The organism is Xenorhabdus sp. KK7.4, assembly GCF_963876465.1.
In the GTDB taxonomy this organism is placed as follows: Bacteria; Pseudomonadota; Gammaproteobacteria; order Enterobacterales; family Enterobacteriaceae; genus Xenorhabdus; species Xenorhabdus stockiae.
Genome location: NZ_CAWNQF010000100.1, coordinates 12,843 through 35,828, shown reverse-complemented (window position 1 = coordinate 35,828; position 22,986 = coordinate 12,843). Strand labels below are relative to the sequence as shown.

Genomic DNA, 22,986 nt, shown 5'->3' with positions numbered 1-22,986 from the left:
AACTAATTTTCACGTGGTAAATGGCGGGAAATTAATTTGCGGTAACCAAATGCACCCAGAATGGCACCAACGATGGGGGCTACCAATGGAACAAGGAAATAAGGGATGTCCCGACCTCCGGTCAGAGCAATATTTCCCCATCCGGCAAAATAAGCAACTAATTTAGGTCCAAAATCACGAGCGGGATTCAGTGCAAATCCGGTCAGAGGACCAAAAGAACCACCGATAACGGCAATCAGAATGCCGATAGTCAGTGGTGCCAAAGGGCCACGTGGAATACCGTTGCCGTCGTCTGTCAGAGCCAGGATCAGGCAAAGCAAAACAGCCGCGATGATAACTTCAACAATAAATGCATGGAATACGGATATTTGTGTTGCAGGGTAAGTGGAAAAGACGCCAGCCGTGAAAAGACTTTCTTGCGACCCACGAGCAATGTTGTGAACTTGCTCATAATCAAGGAAAAGGTTGTAATACATCATATAGACAAGAGCTGCGGCGACAAAACCGCCTAGCATTTGGGCAATGATGTAAGGAAGTACTTTTTTTCTGTCAAAACTGGCAAATAGGCATAGAGCGATAGTTACTGCGGGATTAAGGTGTGCACCAGAAATGCCGGCAGTAAGGTAAACAGCCAGGGCAACACCAAAGCCCCAGATAATGCTAATTTCCCACAGTCCAAGTTGTGCACCTGCAAGACGTGCAGCAGCAACACAGCCTAAGCCGAAGAAAACAAGCAATGCTGTACCCAGAAACTCTGAAATACATTGACCTGATAATGTTGGAGTGGTGGTCTGGCCCATTTCTATATCCTATAAAAAGTACAGAGAGGAGATTAATTATTAGTCCTTTCTTGCTGTGTTCTGATTACGCAGAGAAAGGTAGTGTGAATTTATCGTTAATGAGCGGAAACGAGAAATAGCGAAATTGAAATCTGCGTGTTGCGTCAACAAAATGAGCGAATTCGCATTTAATTGGGGTTTTATTCATCGTTAAAATGTGATCTTATCTTCATTTAGGATTAGTCACTATATTTCTCGTCATACCCGGTAGATTTCGGGTTTCTTCGTTCGTATAGTGAACGAGAAGGTAGCTCGTAAGATGAAGGGTATATGCCACACATTAGAAGTATGAAACTAGACAGGCGTTAACAGGCTAAATACAATCAAGGCATTGCTTATAAGAGGGGCTCGAGAATGTCATTTGAAGTTTTTGAAAAGCTGGAATCTAAAGTTCAGCAGGCAATTGATACCATTACTTTGCTGCAAATGGAAATTGAAGAATTAAAAGAACAGAACGCAGTGTTATCTCAGGATGTCCAGAATGCGACAGACAACCGTGATTCACTGGTACGTGAAAATGAGCAGCTCAAACAAGAACAATCAGCATGGCAAGAACGCTTACGTACCTTGTTGGGTAAAATGGAAGACGTGCAATAAAGTATCCGCTGGCTTTACCGAAAGAGAGTTTTGCAGAAATTATTTTGCAAAAAAAGGGCGATAATTACTGCGCCCTTTTTTATCAATGATCAGGAATGATAGTTGGGCTATGAGTTATGACACTTCATCACTATCTTCATCCCCATCTATTTCCAGCGGAACTTCTGACAAAATCATTCCAGTGTTGTCTGCATAAAGATAATCACCGGAAAAGAAAGTCACTCCGCCAAAATTCACTCTGATATCGCTGTCCCCGATGCCTTCACTGCTGGAGCCAGCAGGGATTGCTGCCATCGCCTGAATACCAATATCAAATTCAGCAAGGTAATCTACCTGACGCACAGCGCCATAAATGACAATACCTTCCCATTCGTTATTGACAGCAAGCTGGGCCAGCTCGGCATCGAGCAGAGCCTTGCGTACCGATCCACCACCATCAACCAGTAAAATGCGCCCGCGTCCCGGCTCTTCCAGCAAGTCATAGAGCAGTCCGTTGTCTTCAAAACATTTCACCGTGATGATTTGACCACCAAATGAAGTACGCCCACCAAAGTTAGAAAATAATGGCTCTACCACATTCACATCTTCTTGATAGGTATCACAAAGTTCGGAAGTATCATATTTCATGGGATTTACGTCTGGTTTATGCAAGGAACGGACAGTATATCCTTTTAAGACTAACGTTGGCAAAATCATCAATCTTAAAACGTGAGGATAAAATTGATATGTACTCGCTTAATTAAGTATCAGCCCAATCGAAAACAGGATATTGGTCAGGAGTGCCACTTTGACCATCTGTACTAATTGAGGACGCATACCTTCGGCTGTTGGATCGCGCAGTACCTGTAGTACATGCTTCAATAGCATGGGGAAAGCCAGCAGAAATAACCAGCTATACCCGTTGTTGTTCAGGTACAGAAGTGTAAAGGCGATAAAGCAGGACATAGCCCCCGTAAGCAGAGCAGCATGATAATAGCGTGCTTTTTTGCCACCGAGCCTGACTGCCAGTGTATTTTTGCCATTTTGGCTATCTGTCTCGATATCCCGCAGGTTATTGATATTCAGTACAGCTACGGAGAGTAAACCGCAGGCAGTTGCTGGCAGAACGGTACTTAAAGAAAAAGTATGGGCCTGTAAATAATACGTGCCAAGAACACTGAGCCAGCCAAAGAAAATCAGGACAGAAAGATCACCCAGCCCCATATAGCCATAAGGTTTGGTACCAACGGTATAAGTAATGGCTGCAATAATTGCCAGTAAACCTAATCCCAGAAAACCGATAATATCGCCAAGGCTATGACAGGCTGCGGCGATAAGCGCAATGCCTGACAAACAGGAGAGCAGCACGGTAATTTTTAACGCGGTTTTCATTTGTTGGGCTGTAATCAGCCCCTTCTGCATACCCCGCATTGGGCCGATACGCTTTTCGGTATCACTGCCTTTGGCGACGTCGCCATAATCATTAGCAAGGTTAGACAGAATTTGCAGTAGGGAAGCTGTCAGGAAGGCTAGTAAGGCCACAGGCCAGCTAAAATGACCGGTCCATGAAGCAAGGGCTGAACCTGTCATAATTGCCGCTATCGCCAGCGGGAGGGTTTTCGGACGCAAACTTTCCAGCCATGCCTGCATTTGACTGCTTGTCGTTGTTGAGTTCATATTGTCATCAAATATGTCATATGTGATAAATTTTGATTTAAGCAGAATAGAGAAATGGGAGGCAAGCCTCCCATTCCATTTTTACTGTTACTAAGCAGGATCCAGATCAATTACAGGATGAATCGACTCAGATCTTCATCAGCGACCAGTTCGTCTAAGTGTGATTTGACGTAGTCAGCGTTGATTTCAACTGACTGACCCTGAGATTCGCTGGCGTCGAAAGAGATATCTTCCATCATGCGCTCAAGAACAGTATGCAGACGGCGGGCACCAATATTTTCGGTTGTTTCATTAACCTGCCATGCTGCTTCTGCGATTTTGCGAATACCATCAGCGGTAAATTCAATGTGCATGCCTTCCGTTGCCATTAATGCCTTGTACTGTTCTGTCAGTGAAGCATTTGGTTCAGTCAGGATGCGTTCAAAATCTTCGGTAGTCAATGCTTCCAGTTCTACGCGAATAGGCAGACGACCCTGTAGTTCCGGGATCAAATCGGAAGGGCTGGAAACCTGAAATGCGCCGGAAGCGATGAACAGAATATGGTCAGTTTTTACCATGCCATGTTTGGTGGAAACAGTACAGCCTTCAACCAGTGGCAGCAGGTCACGCTGGACACCTTCACGGGAAACATCCGGGCCGGAGGTTTGACCGCGTTTACAAATTTTATCGATTTCATCAATAAAGACGATACCGTGCTGTTCAACGGCATCAATTGCCTGCTGTTTCAGTTCTTCAGGGTTCACCAGCTTCGCAGCTTCTTCTTCCACCAGCAGCTTGAATGCGTCTTTGATCTTCATCTTACGGCTTTTTTGACGCTGACCAGACAGGTTCTGGAACATAGACTGCAACTGGTTGGTCATTTCTTCCATGCCCGGAGGAGCCATGATCTCAACACCAACCGGAGCAGCTGCCACTTCGATTTCTATCTCTTTCTCATCCAGCTGGCCTTCACGCAGTTTCTTGCGGAATGCTTGACGGGTAGAAGATTGTTCTGGTTGCTCTTCAGCTTGTCCCCAGTTGTTTTTCGCTGGAGGTAAAAGAACATCCAGAATACGTTCTTCTGCCAGTTCTTCAGCGCGATAGCGGTTTTTCTCAATGGATTGCAAGCGCACCATTTTTACTGCCGCATCAGTCAGATCGCGGATGATGGAATCAACTTCCTTACCGACATAACCCACTTCAGTGAATTTTGTTGCTTCAACTTTGATAAAAGGCGCATTGGCCAGTTTAGCCAGACGACGGGCGATTTCGGTTTTACCTACACCAGTTGGGCCAATCATCAGAATATTTTTCGGGGTCACTTCATAACGCAGTGATTCATCCAACTGCATACGACGCCAGCGGTTACGCAGAGCGATGGCAACAGCACGCTTTGCTTTATCCTGACCGATGATGTGGTTGTCAAGTTCGCTGACAATTTCGCGAGGAGTCATTTCAGACATGCTATCTATCCTTACGCTTTTGAAGGCAGTTCTTCGAAGTTATGATTTTGGTTGGTGTAGATACAGATATCGCCAGCGATAGTCAGGGCGCGTTCTGCGATTTCCCGGGCACTGAGTTCAGTGGTTTCCAGCATCGCGCGCGCAGCTGCCTGTGCATATGAGCCACCGGAGCCAATAGCGATGAGATCATTTTCTGGCTGAATCACGTCACCATTACCTGTAATAATCAGAGATGCATTTTCATCTGCAACAGCAAGCAGGGCTTCCAGCTTACGGAGCATTCTGTCTGTCCGCCAATCTTTTGCAAGTTCAACAGCAGCTTTGGTCAGGTGGCCCTGATGCATTTCCAGTTTGCGTTCAAACAGTTCGAACAGGGTGAAGGCATCAGCAGTACCGCCGGCAAAACCCGCGATAACCTTGTCATTATAAAGGCGGCGTACCTTACGGACATTGCCTTTCATAACGGTATGGCCCATTGTTGCTTGTCCATCACCACCGATGACGACCTGGCCATTACGGCGAACACTTACGATTGTAGTCACGAGTTAGCCCCTGGTTACAAAATAGAAGATGGTACACACGACACTTTTGCTTACCAACACCTTGGCTGTAAGCCACAATTGTTTATCAAAAGCAGCGTGTGCACGTTATTAGAAATCAAGATGGGGGGAACTTTTTGGTTTTTCAACCCCCGGCAGGGCGGAGAATACAGCTGGGAATACCTGTATTAGTCACACGTCTGTGCATTTTTTCTGCACTTTCTCTGTTTTTATACGGCCCTAATACCACCCGATTCCAACTGTCCTTGGTTGTGATCTTACTCTCAATACCTGCCAGCGCAAGGTTGGCACGGACAGATTCCGCCTGTTCCATCGTACGGAACGAACCGCATTGTAACATTATTCGGGAACCATTCGTCTCTGTCTTGGGCTTATTGGTTTCATTGGATGCTTGTGATTGAGGAACCTGAGCCTGAGGCGACTGTAGTGGCACTGACGGCTTATTTTGCTGTGGCGCGTATTCTGAAGGCGGCTGTTGTGACGGTGGATTGATAATCACACGTGAGCGAGGCACTGGCTCGCTGTTATAGGGGACTTCAGCCAATTGGACAGGCGTCTGGCGCATGTCGGCCTGCATCTGTTCAAGTAACTGGCGCTGCTCTGGGGTCAGTTCCGCTGGCCGGTTGTTTGGCTGGCCGGTTGTTAGCGATGGATCCTGAATTGATGGCAGGCCCACAGGCCGGTTTTCCAGCTCCTTAATATAACTCCAGCGTTCTTCTGGTTTTGGTGGCAGACTATGGCCTTTAGGCTGGTGAGCAACTGGCGGTATATTTTTTTCACTTTCGTGTTTAGTGTGTACGATGAAATAAAGCCCGCCAATAAATGTGACGACCAGAGCTACAGCAATGACTAATAGTGTTTTAGGCAGCCCTTTAGCCTGATTTTTTTTCTTACCAGAACCTTTCTTGCGGGGATTAGAATGCCCGCGACCCACATAATCTCGTTGTGCCACTGTATTTAATTCGCTGAGTTATAAAAAAATTAAGGAATAGATACCTAATGTTACTGAACATGCCTTTCTTTGCCTAGCTTTTAGGCGAACAAGTACTTCCTCGAATAAGAAGTTCAGCATCCAGTAATCGTGAACCTTTCGAAACCATACGGCCCTGAAGCTGTTCCAGCAGCAAAAGCATTGAGTTATGCCCAATTTCATAACATGGCTGTGCCACGGTTGTCAGTGGGGGATCGCTATATTGCGCTGTGCTGATATTATCAAAACCAATAATGGAAAGATCTTCTGGTAATTTTAACCCCATTTTTTTAGCTTGCCACATTGCCCCGATTGCCATGACATCGCTATGGCAGAAAATAGCACTGGGTGGATTTGCTAGAGTGAGCAGCTTTTCCGCTAATTCAGCGCCACTTTCGTGAGTAAAATCGCCTCTGATAATGTATTCATCCCGGATAGGCAGACTGGCACGGCGTAATGCCTGAATGTAACCCTGAAGCCGGTATTGGCACAGGGGCATTGATTCTGGGCCGGTGATACAGGCGATGCGCTTATGGCCTAGTGCTTGCAGGTGGTGCGTGGCATTGAAAGCAGAGGTCAGGTTATCAATGTGGACGGTTGGAAGTTCCAGCTCAGGCGCAAATTCGTTGGCCATCACCATAGGGGGCATATTTTTCTGTTCTTCTTTGGAAACATCGAATGGAATGTTTGAGCCGAGCAGTATCATGCCATCAATACGCTTGGTGATAAGCAGGTTAATAAAAGCATGTTCCTGCTGTTGCTGGTGTTTACAGTCACCAATCAGAACCAGATAACCATGTTGTGCTGCGGCTTCTTCAATGCCACGGATAATTTCATTGAAGAAAGGATCGCAGATATTAGGAACAATGACCAGAATTGCTCTGGATTCATTCCGCCTTAAATTTTTCGCGAGATTATGGGGATAGTAACCCACTTCCAGTACTGCATTTTCTACTTTTTGGCGGGTGTGCGCAGAAACTTTATCAGGATTCATTAGCGTTCTTGATACAGTTGCGGTAGAAACCCCCGCTACTTTGGCTACATCTTTCATTGTCGCCAATGCACAATTCTTTTTTTCCATAGCCACTCCTCGCTTTCTACAGGCAGTGAAACGATTGCTATCCGCAAAGTTAAAAAAATTAACGTCAAAAAACGAAAGTAAAAAAACGCCAGCCATTTCTGTGGGGAAACGCTGGCGGATTCGTTTTCTACAGGCATATTAATAAATCCATTTTAAACAGATTAACAGTTCAAGCCGTTACTTTGTTTGCATAAAAAATGTGATACGCATCATTTCTTAGAGCTGCTTCGCAAATTAAGGAAATAAGTTTCACTGTTTTTCATGGGGTTCTGCTTAGTTTTGAATTTTTATTAGCCTTCAGTCGGATCGACATCAATATTCCATTTTACCTTACGTGCCAGAGGCAATGCTGTAATGCCCGGATAGACCTCAGTCATCATTTTCTGGAGATAAATACGCGAAGGATGCTGCACCAGTAATTGCCAGCGATAACGACCACTGCGTTTGGCCTGTAAAGCGGGAACAGGGCCCATAATCCATAGCTGGTCATTATACAGGGGATGTTGTTCAAGTAGTTGGCGCATTTGCTGTAAAAAAGCAGGAGACTGCTGATTATCGTGATCTTCTGATCGCAGCATGATATGGCTGACAAAAGGGGGCAGAAGAACCTGCTGGCGCTCTTCTATTGCTTGCCGGGCAAATGCGTCATAGCCTTTTTCCAGCAATACCTGCAAAAGCGGATGGTCGGGATGATGGGTCTGAAGGACGACCTCTCCCTGTTTGCCAGCGCGTCCTGCCCGGCCGGAAACCTGAGTATATAGTTGAGCAAAGCGCTCAGCGGCACGAAAATCGGCAGAAAACAGGGCACCATCCACATCCAGTAAAGCGACGAGTGTGACATCAGGGAAATGGTGGCCTTTTGCCAGCATCTGGGTTCCGATTAGAATGCGGGCTCCTCCCTGATGAACGTCAGCCAGTTGTTGCTCTAAAGCCCCTTTGCGGCTGGTGGTATCTCTATCGATACGGGTAACCGGAATATCGGGAAATAGTTGGCTGATACCGTCCTCAAGTTGCTCCGTTCCCAGCCCTACCGGGATGAGATTTGTTGTCCCACATTGTGGGCATTGGCGTGGGATAGGCCGTTGGCTGTCACAGTGATGACAGCGCAGATGGCGATGATTCTGATGAAGGGTGTAATAGTGATCACAACGCTGACATTCTGCTATCCAGCCACATTCATGGCAGAGCAGGGCAGGCGAATAACCACGCCGGTTCAGGAACAGAATAACCTGATTATCGGCGTTTAAATGTTCTTTAATGCGGTTAATCAGTGGCTGAGATAGACCGACGGTCAGCGGTAACCCTTTCATATCAAGCAGGTGTTGAGTGGCTGGTTTGGCGTGACCTGCCCGTTTTGTCAAAGTGAGTTGCCGATATTTACCCTGCTGTACATTGTGCAGTGTTTCCAGTGCAGGTGTGGCGGTTCCCAGGATAATGGGAATGCTCTCTTTTTTGGCCCGGAATACCGCCAGATCACGGGCGTGATAACGCCAGCCTTCCTGTTGTTTATAGGAGCTGTCATGTTCTTCATCAATAATGATGACACCTAAGTGGGCAAAAGGCGTAAACAGTGCGGAGCGGGTGCCGATAACAATCGCATTTTCTCCCCGTCTGGCTCTTAACCATACGGATAACCTTTCACTATCATTTAAAGCCGAATGCAGAACATCGACAGGTGCATTGAAACGTTCTCTGAATCGGCGAATAGTCTGGGGTGTTAAACCAATTTCAGGAACCAGAATCAGCGCCTGTTTTCCCTGTTCCAGAATATTTTCCAGTACACTCAGATAAACTTCGGTTTTACCTGAACCCGTGATACCAGCAAGTAACCAGGGAGCGAAAATTTTATCTTCTGCGCGAATCGCACCAACTGCGGTGGCCTGTTCGGTGTTGAGTTTCAGCCGTTCGCCGATAACCTGAAAATGTTCCCGCCAGTTCTCCGCTTCCGGTTGTACCGGATGCAAATCAATGAACCCCTTTTTTTTCAGTGCCTGTAGTGCACTTTCGCTGATTTCTAATTCAGAAACCTGATGGCGATAAACGGATTGCTGGCGAAGTTTGGCTAATGCCTGTTGTTGTTTAGCTGAGCGTTTAAGTTGTTCTGGTGGCACTTGTTGGCCGGTTTCTGTTATTTGCCATTGCCAGAGCGGGGAAAATTCTGCTGGTTTGCCCTGCCGCAGCAAAACAGGCATAGCATGAAAAAGAACTTCCCCGAGCGGGTAGTGATAATAGCGGGCGGACCATTGGAGTAATTGCCAGAGATCGTCAGGGAAAAGGGTAGTTTCATCAAGAAGTTCAGTAATTGATTTCAGTTGTTCAGGAGCGAATTCACTGTTGTCGGTGATCCCGGTGACAACACCAATTGCACTGCGTTTGCCAAAAGGCACTCGCACCCGTATTCCGGAGGCAGGAACGGGCAATCCTTCGGGTAACAGGTAATCAAAAGAACGGGCCAAAGGGACAGGTAACGCAACCTGAACAACTGTCATAAAGTGATTTCCGGATGATTAATGGCAAACATATAAACAAAGAGTATCATAGCAACTCAGCAGATTTCATTGCGCGATAAAACGATATTCTGTATGATCCGCCGCCTTTGGTATAAAAATTACCAAACTTATTTTAATCAACACGACGTGTGGTGTCTGGCGGCAATAAGGCCGGATAGCGACACGGCCTTAACAGAGGTTTTCCCCATGAGACAAGGTATTCATCCTAAATACGAAGAAATTACTGCATCCTGTTCTTGCGGTAACGTTATCAAAATCAAATCTACCGGTCACGATGTGAACTTGGACGTTTGTGGTGCATGCCACCCGTTCTACACTGGTAAGCAGCGTGACGTTGCGACTGGTGGTCGTGTTGATCGCTTTAACAAACGTTTCAGCGTTCCAGGTGCTAAGAAGTAATTCTTACTGCCAACAAAAACGCCCGGTGTATATGCCGGGCGTTTTTGCTTTAAACGAATGCAATTTTAACTGCCTGCATCTGATTGATTTCAAGTCGCAGTACAGCATATAAACAACGACTTGAGATAAAAGAGATATCAATATTCCCAAGTATCGGGATCAATCCCACACTCACGCATTATCTCTTTGGCTGCTTCAGGAATTTCATCATGACGCTCTTTGCGTAAATCGTCGTCGTCAGGCAGAGGCTGTCCGGTGAATGCATGGAGAAATGCTTCACACAGTAATTCGCTATTTGTTGCATGACGCAGATTATTTACCTGACGGCGGGTACGTTCATCAGTCAGTATCTTCAATACCTTTAATGGAATTGAAACCGTAATCTTTTTGACTTGTTCACTTTTTTTGCCATGTTCAGCATAAGGGCTGACATACTCACCATTCCACTCAGCCATGAGATACCTTAAATAGTTTTAAATCAAGCAATTGAAATCAGAAATAAAAGAAATTATTTCTGAACTATGTTCGTGTCGATAATTCCGCATTTTAGCATATTTCCCCTATCGACTATATCGCTACGGTTAAGGATTTCAGAAAATATGCCCTAATCTGACATCAAAACAGGGGGTAATAGACGGATTGTATTATTAAAGCTCAAATCTTTTTGGATGTCTAGATGTATTGACGTCTATATTTCTGGAGGTTATTCTTCTGTCACTCCTAAAATACAATAATGGGTAGAGCTATGGGGTTTAAACAAGTAGTGGGGTGTAAACAAATAGCAGGTTGTAAACAAGCAACGGCTGCAGTTCAAAGTGGTATCAATGTTGACGAACAATATGGCTGTGTTGTGCCTCCCGTCTATCTTTCCAGTACGTATAATTTCACGGGATTTAATGAACCCAGAGCGCATGACTATTCCCGGCGCGGTAACCCGGGGCGTGATGTTGTCCAGCAGGTTCTGGCTGAACTGGAAGGCGGTGCAGGGGCAGTGATGACCAGCAGCGGGATGTCAGCGATTCACTTGTTATGCACGGTATTCTTACAGCCCGGAGATCTGCTGGTGGCTCCCCATGATTGCTATGGCGGGAGTTATCGCCTGTTTGACAGTTTAAGCCGCCGTGGAGCCTACAATGTTATTTTTGTGGATCAGTCGGATGATGCAGCACTGAAGCAGGCTCTTGCCCAAAAGCCCAAACTGGTATTGATTGAAACACCCAGTAATCCGTTGCTGCGGATCGTAGATATCCGGTACATCTGTGAACTGGCTCGTGAAGCCGGTGCATTAACTGTAGTCGATAACACATTTCTGAGTCCCGTTTTACAGAAGCCACTGGATTTGGGCGCAGATTTGGTTGTTCATTCCTGTACAAAATATCTGAATGGGCACTCTGATGTGATTGCTGGTGCCGTGATTGCTAAAGATCCCGCCATTGCCGAGGATTTGGCATGGTGGGCGAATAATATCGGCGTAACAGGCGGGGCTTTCGACAGTTATTTGCTGCTGCGGGGAATTCGTACATTATCAGCCCGGGTACTTCTACAGCAAAATAATGCGGCTGCCATTGCGGAATATCTGCAACAACAGCCACAGGTGAAAAAACTCTATTATCCGGGGCTGAAAGATCATCCGGGTCATGAAATAGCCCTCCGGCAGCAGGCCGGATTTGGTGCGATGCTGAGTTTTGAGCTTGCTGGTGATGAACAAACAATGCGTGGCTTTTTATCTGCGTTAAAATTATTTACGCTGGCCGAATCGCTGGGTGGTGTGGAATCATTGATTTCTCATACCGCAACGATGACACATGCTGGTATGTCGGCAGAAGCAAGGAAACAGGCGGGAATTACGGATTCACTTCTTCGTATCTCGGTGGGAATAGAAGATAGTCAGGATTTAATTGCTGATCTGGATAGTGCATTTCAGGCAGCGGCAACGAGGTAAGCATTCATTATGGTTGAACTGGCAATAGCGGGGGCGGAATCTGGCCGCCAGTTACATAAATTTGGTGGTAGCAGCCTTGCAGACGTGAAATGTTATAAGCGGGTTGCGGATATTATGGCGAATTACAGCCAGCCGGGTGATTTGATGGTGGTATCGGCGGCGGGGAGTACGACGAACCAGCTGATTGACTGGCTGAAACTGAGCCAGAATGATCGTATTTCAGCACATCAGGTTCAGCAGGCCTTACGGCGTTATCAGCAGGAATTAATCAGGGGATTGTTGCCAGAAGCTGCCGCCGAAACATTGATCGCAGATTTTATTGCTGATTTGGAAAGGCTGAGCGCATTACTGGATAAACCGGTGAGTGATATTACCTACGCTGAAGTTGTTGGTCATGGCGAAATATGGTCTGCCCGTCTGATGGCCGCAGTGCTTGAATCTCAGGGTATTTCCAGCGCATGGCTGGATGCGCGTCAGTTCCTGCGTGCTGAACGGGCGGCCCAGCCGCAGGTTGATGTTATCTTATCCCAGCCTTTATTGAGCCAGTTATTAGTTGAGAATTCTGATAAGCGTCTGGTGGTGACAGGTTTTATATCCAGTAACCAAAAAGGAGAAACCGTACTATTAGGGCGCAATGGCAGTGACTATTCTGCTACTCAGGTTGGGGCATTGGCGGGTGCCAAAAAAGTGACAATCTGGAGTGATGTGGCCGGGGTTTACAGTGCCGATCCACGTAAAGTCAGCGATGCGTGCCTGTTGCCATTATTGCGTCTGGATGAAGCCAGTGAACTGGCGCGTCTGGCTGCTCCTGTACTTCATACCCGAACATTACAGCCTGTTTCGCTCAGTGATATCGATTTGCAATTACGTTGCAGTTACCAGCCTGAACAGGGTTCTACCCGTATTGAGCGGGTTCTGGCATCCGGGATGGGAGCAAAGATTGTAACCAGCCATGATGATGTCTGCCTGATTGAGTTACACCTTTTTTCGGCCCTCGATTTTAAGCAAACCTATAAAGATATCGACTCATTGCTGAAGCGCGCCCAAATCAGGCCGTTGGCGACGGGGCTGCATACTGACTGCAATTTGATTCAGCTTTGTTATACCTCTGAAATAGTTAACAGTGCTCTTGATGTATTACAGGATGCCTCTTTGCCGGGAAAACTTTCCCTGCGTGAAGGGTTTTCGCTGGTGGCGTTGGTCGGTGCAGGAGTATGTAAAAATCCGTTGCATAGCCACCGTTTTTATCAGCAGCTCAAAGACCAGCCGGTTGAGTTTATCTGGCATGCTGAAGATGATATCAGTCTGGTTGCTGTACTGCGCTTGGGTCAGACATCTCATCTGATTCAGGGACTACATCAGAGTTTGTTCCGGGCAGAAAAACAGATCGGTTTGGTTCTGTTTGGAAAAGGTAATATTGGTTCACGCTGGCTGGAGCTGTTTGCGCGTGAACAGAAAAATATCTCGGCGCGCAGTGATTTTGAATTCATTCTGGCAGGCATTGTTGATAGTCGCCGAAGCTTGCTGAATTATCAGGGGATTGATGCAAGCCGGGCATTGGCATTCTTCAATGATGAGGCCACCACTCATGCAGATGATGAACTGTTTTTGTGGATGAGGGCGCACCCTTATGATGATTTGGTCGTACTTGATGTGACGGCGAGTGAAGAGTTGGCGAGTAACTACATCGATTTTGCCAGTTATGGTTTCCATGTGATTAGCGCTAATAAGGCTGCCGGTGCCTCCGACAGTAATACTTATCGCATGATACGGGATGCTTTTACAAAAACAGGCCGTCACTGGTTATATAACGCAACTGTTGGTGCAGGGTTACCCATTAACTATTCTGTCAGGGACTTGCGGGAAAGCGGCGATACGATCCTGTCTATCAGTGGGATTTTCTCTGGTACATTATCGTGGCTGTTCCTCCAGTTTGATGGCACAGTTCCTTTCAGCGATCTGGTGGAACAGGCATGGCAACAAGGGCTAACAGAGCCTGATCCCCGCATTGATCTTTCCGGTCAGGATGTGATGCGTAAGTTAGTGATTCTGGCTCGTGAGGCTGGCTATGAGATTGAGCCGGATCAGGTGCGGATAGAATCACTTGTACCACCAGAAGCCAGCGTTGGCTCGATTGATGAGTTTTTTGAAAACAGCTCTGCGATTAATGAGCAAATGCAGAAACGGCTGGACGCTGCGCGTGAAATGGGCATGGTACTGCGCTATGTGGCGCGCTTTGATGCCAAAGGTAAGGCTAAAGTAGGAGTGGAAGCGGTGCGTTCAGAGCATCCTTTAGCTTCGTTATTACCGGGGGATAATGTGTTCGCCATAGAAAGCCGCTGGTATCGTGATAACCCTCTGGTCATTCGTGGCCCGGGCGCAGGGCGTGATGTCACGGCCGGTGCGATTCAGTCAGATTTGAATCGTTTATCGCAACTTTTATAGTAATCCGCACTTTCTATCAGAATATTTGATTTATGCCTGTTCCATCTTTTATTTTTGATTGGAGCAGGCTCAAGTAGCCCCCATTTACCAGCAAAAGTTCGTTGTTTTTCCTTCATTGTTGGGAATTTTCAAAGCCAATAGTCTGACTCAGATTAAAGAAAGTTTTGAGCAAAATTTCATAAAATCCGCCCAAATTGTTTGTTTTCTGATATGAATAGTAGATTAAATATACCCAATGGATTTCAAGTTGCATCGCGGCGGCAAGGGAAGTCATCCCCGGGAGCATAGATAACTATGTGACCGGGGTGAATGAGCGCAGCCAACAAAGAGGCAGCTTGAAAGGCGAAGGGTAAACATGCATACAGCAACACAAGGTCAGGACTCACATGAATCAACAATATTCCGCAATGCGAAGTAATGTCAGTATGCTTGGTAAGATACTGGGAAACACGATCAAAGAGGCTCAGGGAAAGGATATTCTTGATAAAGTTGAAACGATAAGGAAGTTATCCAAATCATCCCGTGCCGGAAACGACGCTGATCGCCAGCAACTGTTATCGACACTGCAAAATTTATCTAATGATGAATTATTGCCGGTTGCCAGAGCGTTTAACCAGTTTCTTAATCTGGCCAATGCTGCTGAACAATATCACAGCATCTCACCGCATGGTGAAGCAGCCAGTAACCCGGTTGCATTAGCAGCACTCTTTGAACGGCTGAAAAGTAAAAACTTCAATAATGATGATTTGGTTCAGGCGGTCAATGAACTCTCCATTGAACTGGTGCTGACCGCGCATCCGACAGAAATTGCCCGTCGCACTCTGATCCATAAATTGGTTGAAGTGAATACCTGCCTGGCACAGCTGGATCATGATGATTTGGCTGATTACGAGCATAACAATATCATGCGTCGTTTACGCCAGTTGGTTGCTCAGTCCTGGCATACCGATGAAATCCGCAAGATCCGTCCTACCCCGATTGATGAAGCGAAATGGGGTTTTGCGGTAGTGGAAAATAGCCTGTGGGAAGGTGTTCCTGCGTTTTTGCGTGAATTCAATGAGCAATTAGAAGAATCTATCGGTTACAGCTTACCGGTGGAAGCGGTGCCAATCCGTTTTACTTCCTGGATGGGCGGCGATCGGGATGGAAATCCTAACGTCACCGCAGAAGTTACCCGCCATGTGCTGTTACTTAGCCGCTGGAAAGCCGCTGACTTGTTTCTGAAGGATATTCAGGTTCTGGTATCCGAGCTTTCGATGTCGGAATGCACGCCAGAGCTACGTCAGCTGGCAGGAGGAGATGAGGTTATCGAGCCTTATCGTGAAATTGCTAAACAGCTGCGTACTCAATTAAATAATACGCTGGCATATCTGGAAAAACGCCTGAAAGGTGAACAGGTTATTCCTCCCACAGATTTATTGCTGCATAACGATCAATTATGGCAGCCGCTCTATGCCTGTTATCAGTCCCTGAAAGCCTGCGGTATGGAAATTATCGCCGATGGTCAGTTGCTGGATATTCTGCGTCGTATCCGTTGTTTCGGTCTGTCACTGGTTCGCATTGATATTCGTCAGGAAAGTACCCGTCATACTGATGCTATCGCCGAGCTGACCCAATATCTGGAAATGGGCGATTATGCGAGCTGGTCAGAAACAGAGAAACAGGCCTTTTTGTTGCGTGAACTGAATTCGAAGCGTCCATTAATTCCCCGTCACTGGCAGCCAAGTGCAGAAACTCAGGAAGTATTGGAAACCTGTAAAGTCATTGCAGAATCGCCACCGGATGCGATTGCCGCCTATGTGATTTCCATGGCGAAAGTCCCTTCAGATGTACTGGCAGTGAAATTACTGCTGAAAGCTGCGGATTGTTCATTGTCATTACCTGTAGCACCATTGTTTGAAACGCTTGATGACCTGAATAACGCGGAAAGCGTGATCCAGCAATTGCTCCATATCGAATGGTATCGTGAACTGATTCAGGATAAGCAAATGGTCATGATTGGCTATTCTGATTCGGCAAAAGATGCGGGCGTGATGGCAGCATCGTGGGCACAGTATCGTGCTCAGGATGCACTGATCAGAGTGTGTGAAAAAGAAGGTGTGAAACTGACACTGTTTCACGGCCGGGGAGGAACAATCGGACGTGGTGGTGCTCCGGCACATTCGGCATTACTTTCTCAGCCGCCGGGCAGCCTGAAAGGAGGGTTGCGTGTAACAGAGCAGGGAGAAATGATCCGCTTCAAGTTCGGTTTGCCACAGGTGACGATCAGTAGTCTGGCAATGTACGCCAGCGCCATTCTGGAGGCGAACTTATTGCCACCGCCAGAGCCGAAACCTGAATGGAAGCAGATCATGGATACGCTTTCCGATATTTCCTGTGATATGTATCGTGATTACGTCCGTGAGCAGCCGGAATTTGTACCTTATTTCCGTTCGGCAACTCCTGAACAGGAGCTGGCGAAATTACCGTTAGGCTCGCGCCCTGCCAAACGTCGTCCGACAGGTGGAGTAGAAAGCCTGCGCGCCATTCCGTGGATTTTTGCGTGGACGCAAAACCGCCTGATGCTTCCCGCATGGCTGGGTGCAGGGGCTGCATTACAGCATGTGATAGAGGCTGACCAGCAGGATACTTTGTCTGAAATGTCCCGTGACTGGCCATTTTTTACGACGCGTATCGCTATGCTGGAGATGGTTTTCGCCAAAGCTGATTTATGGCTGGCGGAATATTATGACCAACGTCTGGTTGATAAAAAACTGTGGTCATTGGGTACGAAACTACGTAATCAACTTTTAGCCGATATCGAGACTGTTCTGGCCGTTTCACGTGATGGGCAACTGATGGCGGATTTACCGTGGATAGCTGAATCCATCGCATTACGTAATGTTTATACAGACCCGCTGAATGTTTTACAGGCAGAGCTATTACAACGTTCCCGCCAGCAGGAACAGCCTGATCCTCGCGTAGAGCTGGCGCTGATGGTAACAATAGCAGGAGTTGCGGCGGGGATGCGCAATACAGGTTAGTATTTCGTTTTCTTGACGAGAAAAATGGTGAAACCGGATGGGAAACTGTCCGGTTTTGCTTATCGTATCAATAGTCCATTCAAACATAAATTACAGGGAGCGAATTCGCTTATTACCTATCTGTCCAATATGCTTGCTTCTCTGTCAGTGGGTATGGTAATGAGCGATCAGGCTGGGTGGTATATCCTGAATATTGTTATACATAATGGATTTTAAGATGCATCGCGGCGGCAAGGGAGTGAATCCCCAAGAGCATAGATAACTATGTGACTGGGGGGAACGAGTGCAGCCAACAAAGAGGCAACTTGAAAGACGAAGTGTATAGTATGGTTATTATTGTTGGATTTGTGTTTTGGTTTATCAAAAGCAACCGCAATATTTAATTAAAGTCATTTTTATTGCGGTTGCCATTTTATTTAGTTAATTTTTAGAAGAATTTTATGATTTGTTTATTACTTCATTACTTGTATCGATTTTCTGAGTACTTGCCTTACCGGCTTTTACTTTAAGGTAGTTGGCTACCGTCTTTGAGAAAATCAGATTACATAGGACGCCAAGATAAAGAATAAACTGAATCATAAAGGCAATCATAGCACCACCCTGTTCAGCCGGATTTTCATACTTCAAATATTTGTCATTAGTACCAGCGAATGCTTCATAATTTCTAAATATAAAGACGAGTATTAATATTATCCATGCGAATATAAGGAATTTTTTTGCATTTTTCTTTGGTGATACCGTCATCCAAAACCCATAAGATAGCACGACCCAAATAATTACTCTGATCAAGAAATACACCAGAATGGTACGAGCTTCATCAGATAATAGTCCGTATTTAGCTATGATCTGAGAAAAAGGAATAAGTAGGGTAAGTATTCCAACAAGATGATCTAATGACATGATGAGAAGAAGAACTAACATGACCCAAATACTGAATGGTCTTTTCATTTTATATCCTTTAAATGATGTTGCTATGTGGTAGGAAGTAATCTAATCGTATTTAGCCATCTGGTGTAGAGCGAAAGTATAAAATTCTTTTGATTCTTGCTTGTTCAAAAATATTTTTGCAGGGAAGCATATATCATGAAATACTTTGCTGCGTATATAGACATTGTTTTTCTTGCGGTAAATATCATCTATGTCAGGCCAAAAAACGCGCACTTCAATATTGCAATGATAAATATAAACAAAATAGCGATTAGCTTTGAGTACATATAAAGTATCAGGTGAAGTCGATTCGTATACTGCATTTTTTTTTATAAAATAGTTGGTTAATGAATCACGGATAGAAAATAATGAGAAAAGCAAAACAATTGCGATAATGTCTGCCCATACTAAGATCATATCTATCTGAGATACAGGTATTTTTCCACTGGCTAACATCATCAGAAGTAACACACTATCTAACATAATTATCATGAATGTGATTTTTGCTATATTTCCTAGAATACCTAATAGCTTATAACCTTTTTGTATTGCTTCTCTTTTACTGGGTTTAGTGTACTTCGCTAGCTGTTCCTGCTCTTGGTTGGTAAGATTAAAGCGAAACTGATATCTTGTTTTCATACCTGCAGTTATTCCTTTTAGACATGATTCTTACTAACTATTTATAATAAATTAGAGTTTTTAGTGATAAAAGGTAGATATGATATCGTGTTGAATGAGATTTTATTTAGTGAATAACGACATCTACTTCAATAGAGAGTTGATAAAGTACACTAAAGTATAAATATTGCAGAATATATTTAGATGTAATTTTGGCGTTGTCTTTATAACTTGAGAGAAGTAGGAGAGAGTATATTATTACTGAGTATGAAAACTCATAAAGCCGGAGATTAAAGTTTTGTCCGGCTTTTGTGAACGAATCAACAAGGGCGAACCCCTAATGTATGGCAGATTGCATAACTCAATTCCGCTCGGTTCAGAGTATAAAAATGGAAATCTTTCACTCCTTCGCGGCTCAGAATTTTCACCATATCCATTGCTATTGAAGCGCCCACTAAGCTGCGGCTTTCAGGATCATCATCCAATCCTTCAAACATTCTGGTCATCCAGCTTGGGATACGAACATTAGTCATAGTCGCAAACCGCTGTAGCTGACGGAAGTTAGAGACAGGTAAAATTCCCGGCACGATTTCTACATCAATTCCTGTTGAAACACAGCGATCACGAAAGCGAAGATAACTTTCTACATCAAAAAAGAATTGAGTAATAGCGCGATTGGCACCGGCATCAATTTTTCTTTTCAGGTTAATCAGGTCAGATTGCGCACTTTTTGCTTCGGGATGGACTTCCGGATAAGCCGCCACGGAAATATCAAAATCAGCCTCTTTTTTTAAGAGTTCAACCAAATCAGCGCCGTACATTTCAGGTTTACTGCTGCCATTTGGTAAATCGCCGCGCAAGGCCACAATATGACGAATCCCGCTACTCCAATAATCGTGGGCGATGTTACACAATTCTTCACGGTTGGCATCAATACAGGTTAGATGTGGAGCCGCTTCAAGGCCTGTTCTGTCTTTGATCCCCTTAATGATGCTATGAGTACGATCACGCTCACCAGAATTGGCTCCATAAGTCACGGAAACAAACTTAGGCTTGAGTTTGCTTAGACGGTCAATGGACTTCCACAGAGTCTGTTCCATTTCAGCCGTTTGGGGTGGAAAAAATTCGAAGGAAACACGAATTTGACCTTCAAGTTCAGCCAGATTCTGATTTAGTGCCTCTTGATGATTAGCGTGAAAGAAACTCATACCCTGTACCCTCGTGAACGAACGGAGTTTTTCTCCGATTATATTTAGATGCTTAAGTGTTTATATGTCTATCCGTTTAGATGTCCAAACAGAATGAGCGAAGCAGGATTTTTAGTCAATTAGGAAATGGCTTATTTCCAGTGAGGAATATTCAGTGTGATCAGGAAAGAAATTCATGTTGGGAAAGGTATCTGTACAAACTGCTACGTGGAAGCTGCTCGGTATGGAGGGTAGCTGTTGGCAAAAGCAGCAATGGCACGGATGCTGCTTTAAGTTGTTGTTGTTTTACTTTTTACGATTAAGGGGAATCAATTGACTTAACATACCAATAAATAATTAACTATAGCTGTCACTAGACAGAGAGAGGCTGTAACATTTTTTCAGTAAAAAATTGACGGCATCACATATTTTTCTCACATCAATATCATTTACTATACTTCCTTCTTTTAAAAGGATATTTTCAACATTAATAGGATGCCAGCGTAAATATTTTTCAGGCCTATTTTCAAACAAAGAGACCACAGGTATTTGTAATGCTGAACTTAGGTGCACTGGAGCGCTATCGGCTGAAACAATAATGTCCATGCAGCTAGTAGCTGCAATCATATCTTGAACATGTTCTGTTTTAAGATAATGAACTGAAAGAGCAGTAAAGTATTGTTCTTTTATTTCTTCATTTTGGTCATGGAAAATAAAAAAATCAGCTTCATTTCCTATCAATCTTACTAAATCAGCCCATTTTCTTATATCCAATTGTCTGTTTTCTGATTTGTTAGAAATAAACAAACCTATTTTAGGTTTATTTCCCTGTCCTATATTTCTCATCCATTCCCCGCGTAAAATTGGATCAGGATAAACATAGGGTTTTAATGTATTGATCTTGGGTGTTTCAACTTCGGGGATCAAGTCAAATCCAGATAAAACCTCATGTTTTATTGGCCTATGAGTGACATGATTAGGATCTCTATCATCAAATTCACTTTCCTTTGTGTGCCAGCGACAATCGGGTATATTTAATTGTCGAATAAACTGGATGCTATTTTTATTTAATCCACCATTCGGAATTATTCCAATATCAAATTTCATTTTTCTCAGCCGGAAAATAAGAGCAATCCTATTTATCAATGAATTTAATATCCCGGGATGTACATTGCGTTCACGATTTTTGCTATAAACATAAGTATGAACAAATGAAATATCAGGATTTCTATCCAGCACCGGAGCATTATATTTATTGGCTAAAACATGAATTTCAGCATTTGGATACGTTTTCTTTATGGTATGGATTAAAGGTGTTGTACATATCATATCTCCAAGAAAATCTATTCTGATTATTAAAATTTTCTTTTTTTTCATATACCCGTCATTCTGCACGTGATTATTACATTTATTTTGTGATTTATTTCATGATGTTATCCATTAACTAATTAATATTAGTCAGTTTATTGTATTTATCCAGTGTGCCGTAAAATTTTGGCATTCAGGCGTGGAATATAAGGTGCGCAGGAGTCCCCAGCCTTCAGGCTGGGGAGGATATTAAGTTATCTTGGATAAGATTAATCCACACCCAAACAAAAATGCTCCACAATCTGGGCGATCAGTTTCCTTGTCGGCTCAATTATCGACACTTCTATATATTCATCAGGTTGATGGGCCTGCTCAATGGAGCCCGGTCCCAGAACTATTGTCGGGCAGAGTTGCTGAATAAAAGGCGCTTCCGTACAGTAATTGACGGTTTCTGCTTTTGTTCCTAATAGTCTTTCGATGACACCGACCAGTTTGTGATTGGTCGGGCACTCATAACCGGGAATGGGGGGATGAAGTTCTGTCACATTCAGGCGTCCCGGCCAGCGTTGCTTGACGGGTTCCAGTGATTCATTCAGTGCTTCATTCAAATCCTGTAATGTTAGGCCGGGTAACGGGCGAATATCCATATGCAGCTCACAGCAGGCACAGATCCGGTTAGCTGCATCACCACCGTGGATATGACCAAAATTCATGGTGGGATAGGGAATGGCGAAAGCCGGATTATGGTAACGCTCCTGCAAGGTATGACGTAATTTTATCAGCTGAGTGATGGATTCATGCATCAAATCAATAGCATTAACACCCCGCGCCGGATCACTGGAGTGGCCGGATTTCCCTTCAATACGGATAGCATGGGCAACATGCCCTTTATGGGCGCGGATTGGCTGTAGTGATGTCGGTTCGCCAATAATGGCAAAATCAGGCCGGATAGTTGCGTTTGCGGCAAAATATCGGGCACCAGCCATTGAGGTTTCTTCATCTGCGGTTGCCAGAATATAGAGTGGATGAGACAGCTTACTAATATCAATATCTCGTATTGCATCAATGATAAAGGCAAAGAAGCCTTTCATATCAGCAGTTCCCAGTCCGTATAATTTGCCATCACGCTCTGTCAGTGTGAATGGATCCTGAGTCCAGCGCCCGGCATCAAATGGTACAGTGTCTGTATGACCGCATAAAAGTAACCCTCCAGAGCCACTCCCTAACGTTGCCAGCATATTAAATTTTCCGCGAGATTCCGGCACAGGCTGAACCTCAATTTCAAAACCAATCTGTTTCAGCCAGTCAGCCAATAGAGAGATAACCGATTCATTACTTTGATCTAGCTCTGCATCTACGGCACTGATGGAGGGTGCTGCGATAAGCTGGCGATATAATTCAATAAACGTTGGTAATTTAATATTCACTGTTGACAGCCCTTATTCAAGATAGTATCAATATTAATGCAATTTAATTGAATAT

20 protein-coding genes are annotated in these 22,986 nt (G+C 44.8%); 6 read left to right on the top strand and 14 right to left on the bottom strand.

The annotated features are described in order from the left end of the window. Window positions 1-2: 2 nt before the first annotated feature. Window positions 3-800, bottom strand: coding sequence for an MIP/aquaporin family protein (locus AACS90_RS17415; protein ID WP_099120870.1), 798 nt, complete (start codon window positions 798-800; stop codon window positions 3-5). A gap of 393 nt (window positions 801-1,193) precedes the next feature. Here AACS90_RS17415 and zapB point away from each other — a divergent pair, with 393 nt between their 5' ends. Continuing rightward, window positions 1,194-1,436, top strand: a complete 243-nt coding sequence (gene zapB, locus AACS90_RS17410; protein WP_099120868.1) for a cell division protein ZapB — start codon at window positions 1,194-1,196, stop codon at window positions 1,434-1,436. 114 nt (window positions 1,437-1,550) lie between these two features. Here the strand turns inward: zapB and rraA are convergent, their stop codons facing one another. From rraA to priA, 7 genes are all read right to left on the bottom strand, one after another. Continuing rightward, window positions 1,551-2,063, bottom strand: coding sequence for a ribonuclease E activity regulator RraA (rraA, locus tag AACS90_RS17405; protein ID WP_099120866.1), 513 nt, complete (start codon window positions 2,061-2,063; stop codon window positions 1,551-1,553). A 108-nt stretch (window positions 2,064-2,171) separates the two neighbouring features. Next, window positions 2,172-3,092: a 1,4-dihydroxy-2-naphthoate polyprenyltransferase gene (locus AACS90_RS17400; RefSeq protein ID WP_099120865.1), complete on the bottom strand. Its 921-nt coding sequence runs from the start codon at window positions 3,090-3,092 to the stop codon at window positions 2,172-2,174. A 110-nt stretch (window positions 3,093-3,202) separates the two neighbouring features. Beyond that, on the bottom strand, window positions 3,203-4,534 hold the full coding sequence (gene hslU, locus AACS90_RS17395; protein ID WP_099120864.1) for an HslU--HslV peptidase ATPase subunit: 1,332 nt from the start codon (window positions 4,532-4,534) through the stop codon (window positions 3,203-3,205). An 11-nt stretch (window positions 4,535-4,545) separates the two neighbouring features. Continuing rightward, window positions 4,546-5,076, bottom strand: coding sequence for an ATP-dependent protease subunit HslV (hslV, locus tag AACS90_RS17390; RefSeq protein WP_099120862.1), 531 nt, complete (start codon window positions 5,074-5,076; stop codon window positions 4,546-4,548). Between the two features lie 142 nt (window positions 5,077-5,218). Then, window positions 5,219-6,046, bottom strand: a complete 828-nt coding sequence (gene ftsN, locus AACS90_RS17385; protein ID WP_099120861.1) for a cell division protein FtsN — start codon at window positions 6,044-6,046, stop codon at window positions 5,219-5,221. A gap of 73 nt (window positions 6,047-6,119) precedes the next feature. Further along, a complete protein-coding gene (cytR, locus tag AACS90_RS17380) occupies window positions 6,120-7,145 on the bottom strand; it encodes a DNA-binding transcriptional regulator CytR (protein WP_099120859.1) in 1,026 nt (341 codons plus the stop codon). A gap of 290 nt (window positions 7,146-7,435) precedes the next feature. Beyond that, window positions 7,436-9,634 carry a primosomal protein N' gene (gene priA, locus AACS90_RS17375; protein WP_099120858.1) on the bottom strand — a complete coding sequence of 733 codons (2,199 nt, stop codon included), beginning with the start codon at window positions 9,632-9,634 and terminating at the stop codon, window positions 7,436-7,438. Between the two features lie 207 nt (window positions 9,635-9,841). Here priA and rpmE point away from each other — a divergent pair, with 207 nt between their 5' ends. Beyond that, entirely contained in the window at window positions 9,842-10,054 is a 213-nt protein-coding gene (gene rpmE, locus AACS90_RS17370) for a 50S ribosomal protein L31 (RefSeq protein ID WP_099111252.1), read from the top strand. Window positions 10,055-10,191: 137 nt separating this feature from the next. Here rpmE and metJ read toward each other — a convergent pair whose 3' ends face one another. Then, on the bottom strand, window positions 10,192-10,509 hold the full coding sequence (gene metJ / locus AACS90_RS17365) for a met regulon transcriptional regulator MetJ (RefSeq protein WP_099111253.1): 318 nt from the start codon (window positions 10,507-10,509) through the stop codon (window positions 10,192-10,194). A gap of 290 nt (window positions 10,510-10,799) precedes the next feature. On the opposite strand from metJ, the gene metB reads away from it, so the two are divergent. The 4 genes from metB (at window position 10,800) to AACS90_RS17345 (ending at window position 17,680) form a co-directional block, all read left to right on the top strand. Continuing rightward, window positions 10,800-11,996, top strand: a complete 1,197-nt coding sequence (gene metB / locus AACS90_RS17360; protein ID WP_099120856.1) for a cystathionine gamma-synthase — start codon at window positions 10,800-10,802, stop codon at window positions 11,994-11,996. Window positions 11,997-12,005: 9 nt separating this feature from the next. Continuing rightward, the gene (locus tag AACS90_RS17355) at window positions 12,006-14,441 is read left to right on the top strand and encodes a bifunctional aspartate kinase/homoserine dehydrogenase II (protein WP_099120855.1); all 2,436 of its coding nucleotides are present in this window, start codon (window positions 12,006-12,008) and stop codon (window positions 14,439-14,441) included. Between the two features lie 386 nt (window positions 14,442-14,827). Then, a complete protein-coding gene (gene ppc, locus AACS90_RS17350; RefSeq protein WP_099120853.1) occupies window positions 14,828-17,464 on the top strand; it encodes a phosphoenolpyruvate carboxylase in 2,637 nt (878 codons plus the stop codon). A gap of 24 nt (window positions 17,465-17,488) precedes the next feature. Then, a complete protein-coding gene (locus AACS90_RS17345) occupies window positions 17,489-17,680 on the top strand; it encodes a hypothetical protein (RefSeq protein ID WP_099120852.1) in 192 nt (63 codons plus the stop codon). Between the two features lie 222 nt (window positions 17,681-17,902). Here the strand turns inward: AACS90_RS17345 and AACS90_RS17340 are convergent, their stop codons facing one another. The 5 genes from AACS90_RS17340 to argE all read right to left on the bottom strand — a co-directional run bounded on the left by AACS90_RS17340 (window position 17,903) and on the right by argE (window position 22,931). After that, a complete protein-coding gene (locus AACS90_RS17340) occupies window positions 17,903-18,412 on the bottom strand; it encodes a hypothetical protein (RefSeq protein ID WP_099120850.1) in 510 nt (169 codons plus the stop codon). A gap of 42 nt (window positions 18,413-18,454) precedes the next feature. Beyond that, the gene (locus AACS90_RS17335) at window positions 18,455-19,030 is read right to left on the bottom strand and encodes a hypothetical protein (protein ID WP_099120849.1); all 576 of its coding nucleotides are present in this window, start codon (window positions 19,028-19,030) and stop codon (window positions 18,455-18,457) included. Between the two features lie 299 nt (window positions 19,031-19,329). Further along, complete coding sequence (gene metF / locus AACS90_RS17330) at window positions 19,330-20,217, bottom strand: methylenetetrahydrofolate reductase (protein WP_099111258.1); 888 nt, start codon at window positions 20,215-20,217, stop codon at window positions 19,330-19,332. Between the two features lie 336 nt (window positions 20,218-20,553). After that, on the bottom strand, window positions 20,554-21,573 hold the full coding sequence (locus tag AACS90_RS17325; RefSeq protein ID WP_099120847.1) for a glycosyltransferase family 9 protein: 1,020 nt from the start codon (window positions 21,571-21,573) through the stop codon (window positions 20,554-20,556). Window positions 21,574-21,773: 200 nt separating this feature from the next. Beyond that, complete coding sequence (argE, locus tag AACS90_RS17320; RefSeq protein WP_099120845.1) at window positions 21,774-22,931, bottom strand: acetylornithine deacetylase; 1,158 nt, start codon at window positions 22,929-22,931, stop codon at window positions 21,774-21,776. Window positions 22,932-22,986: the final 55 nt, after the last annotated feature.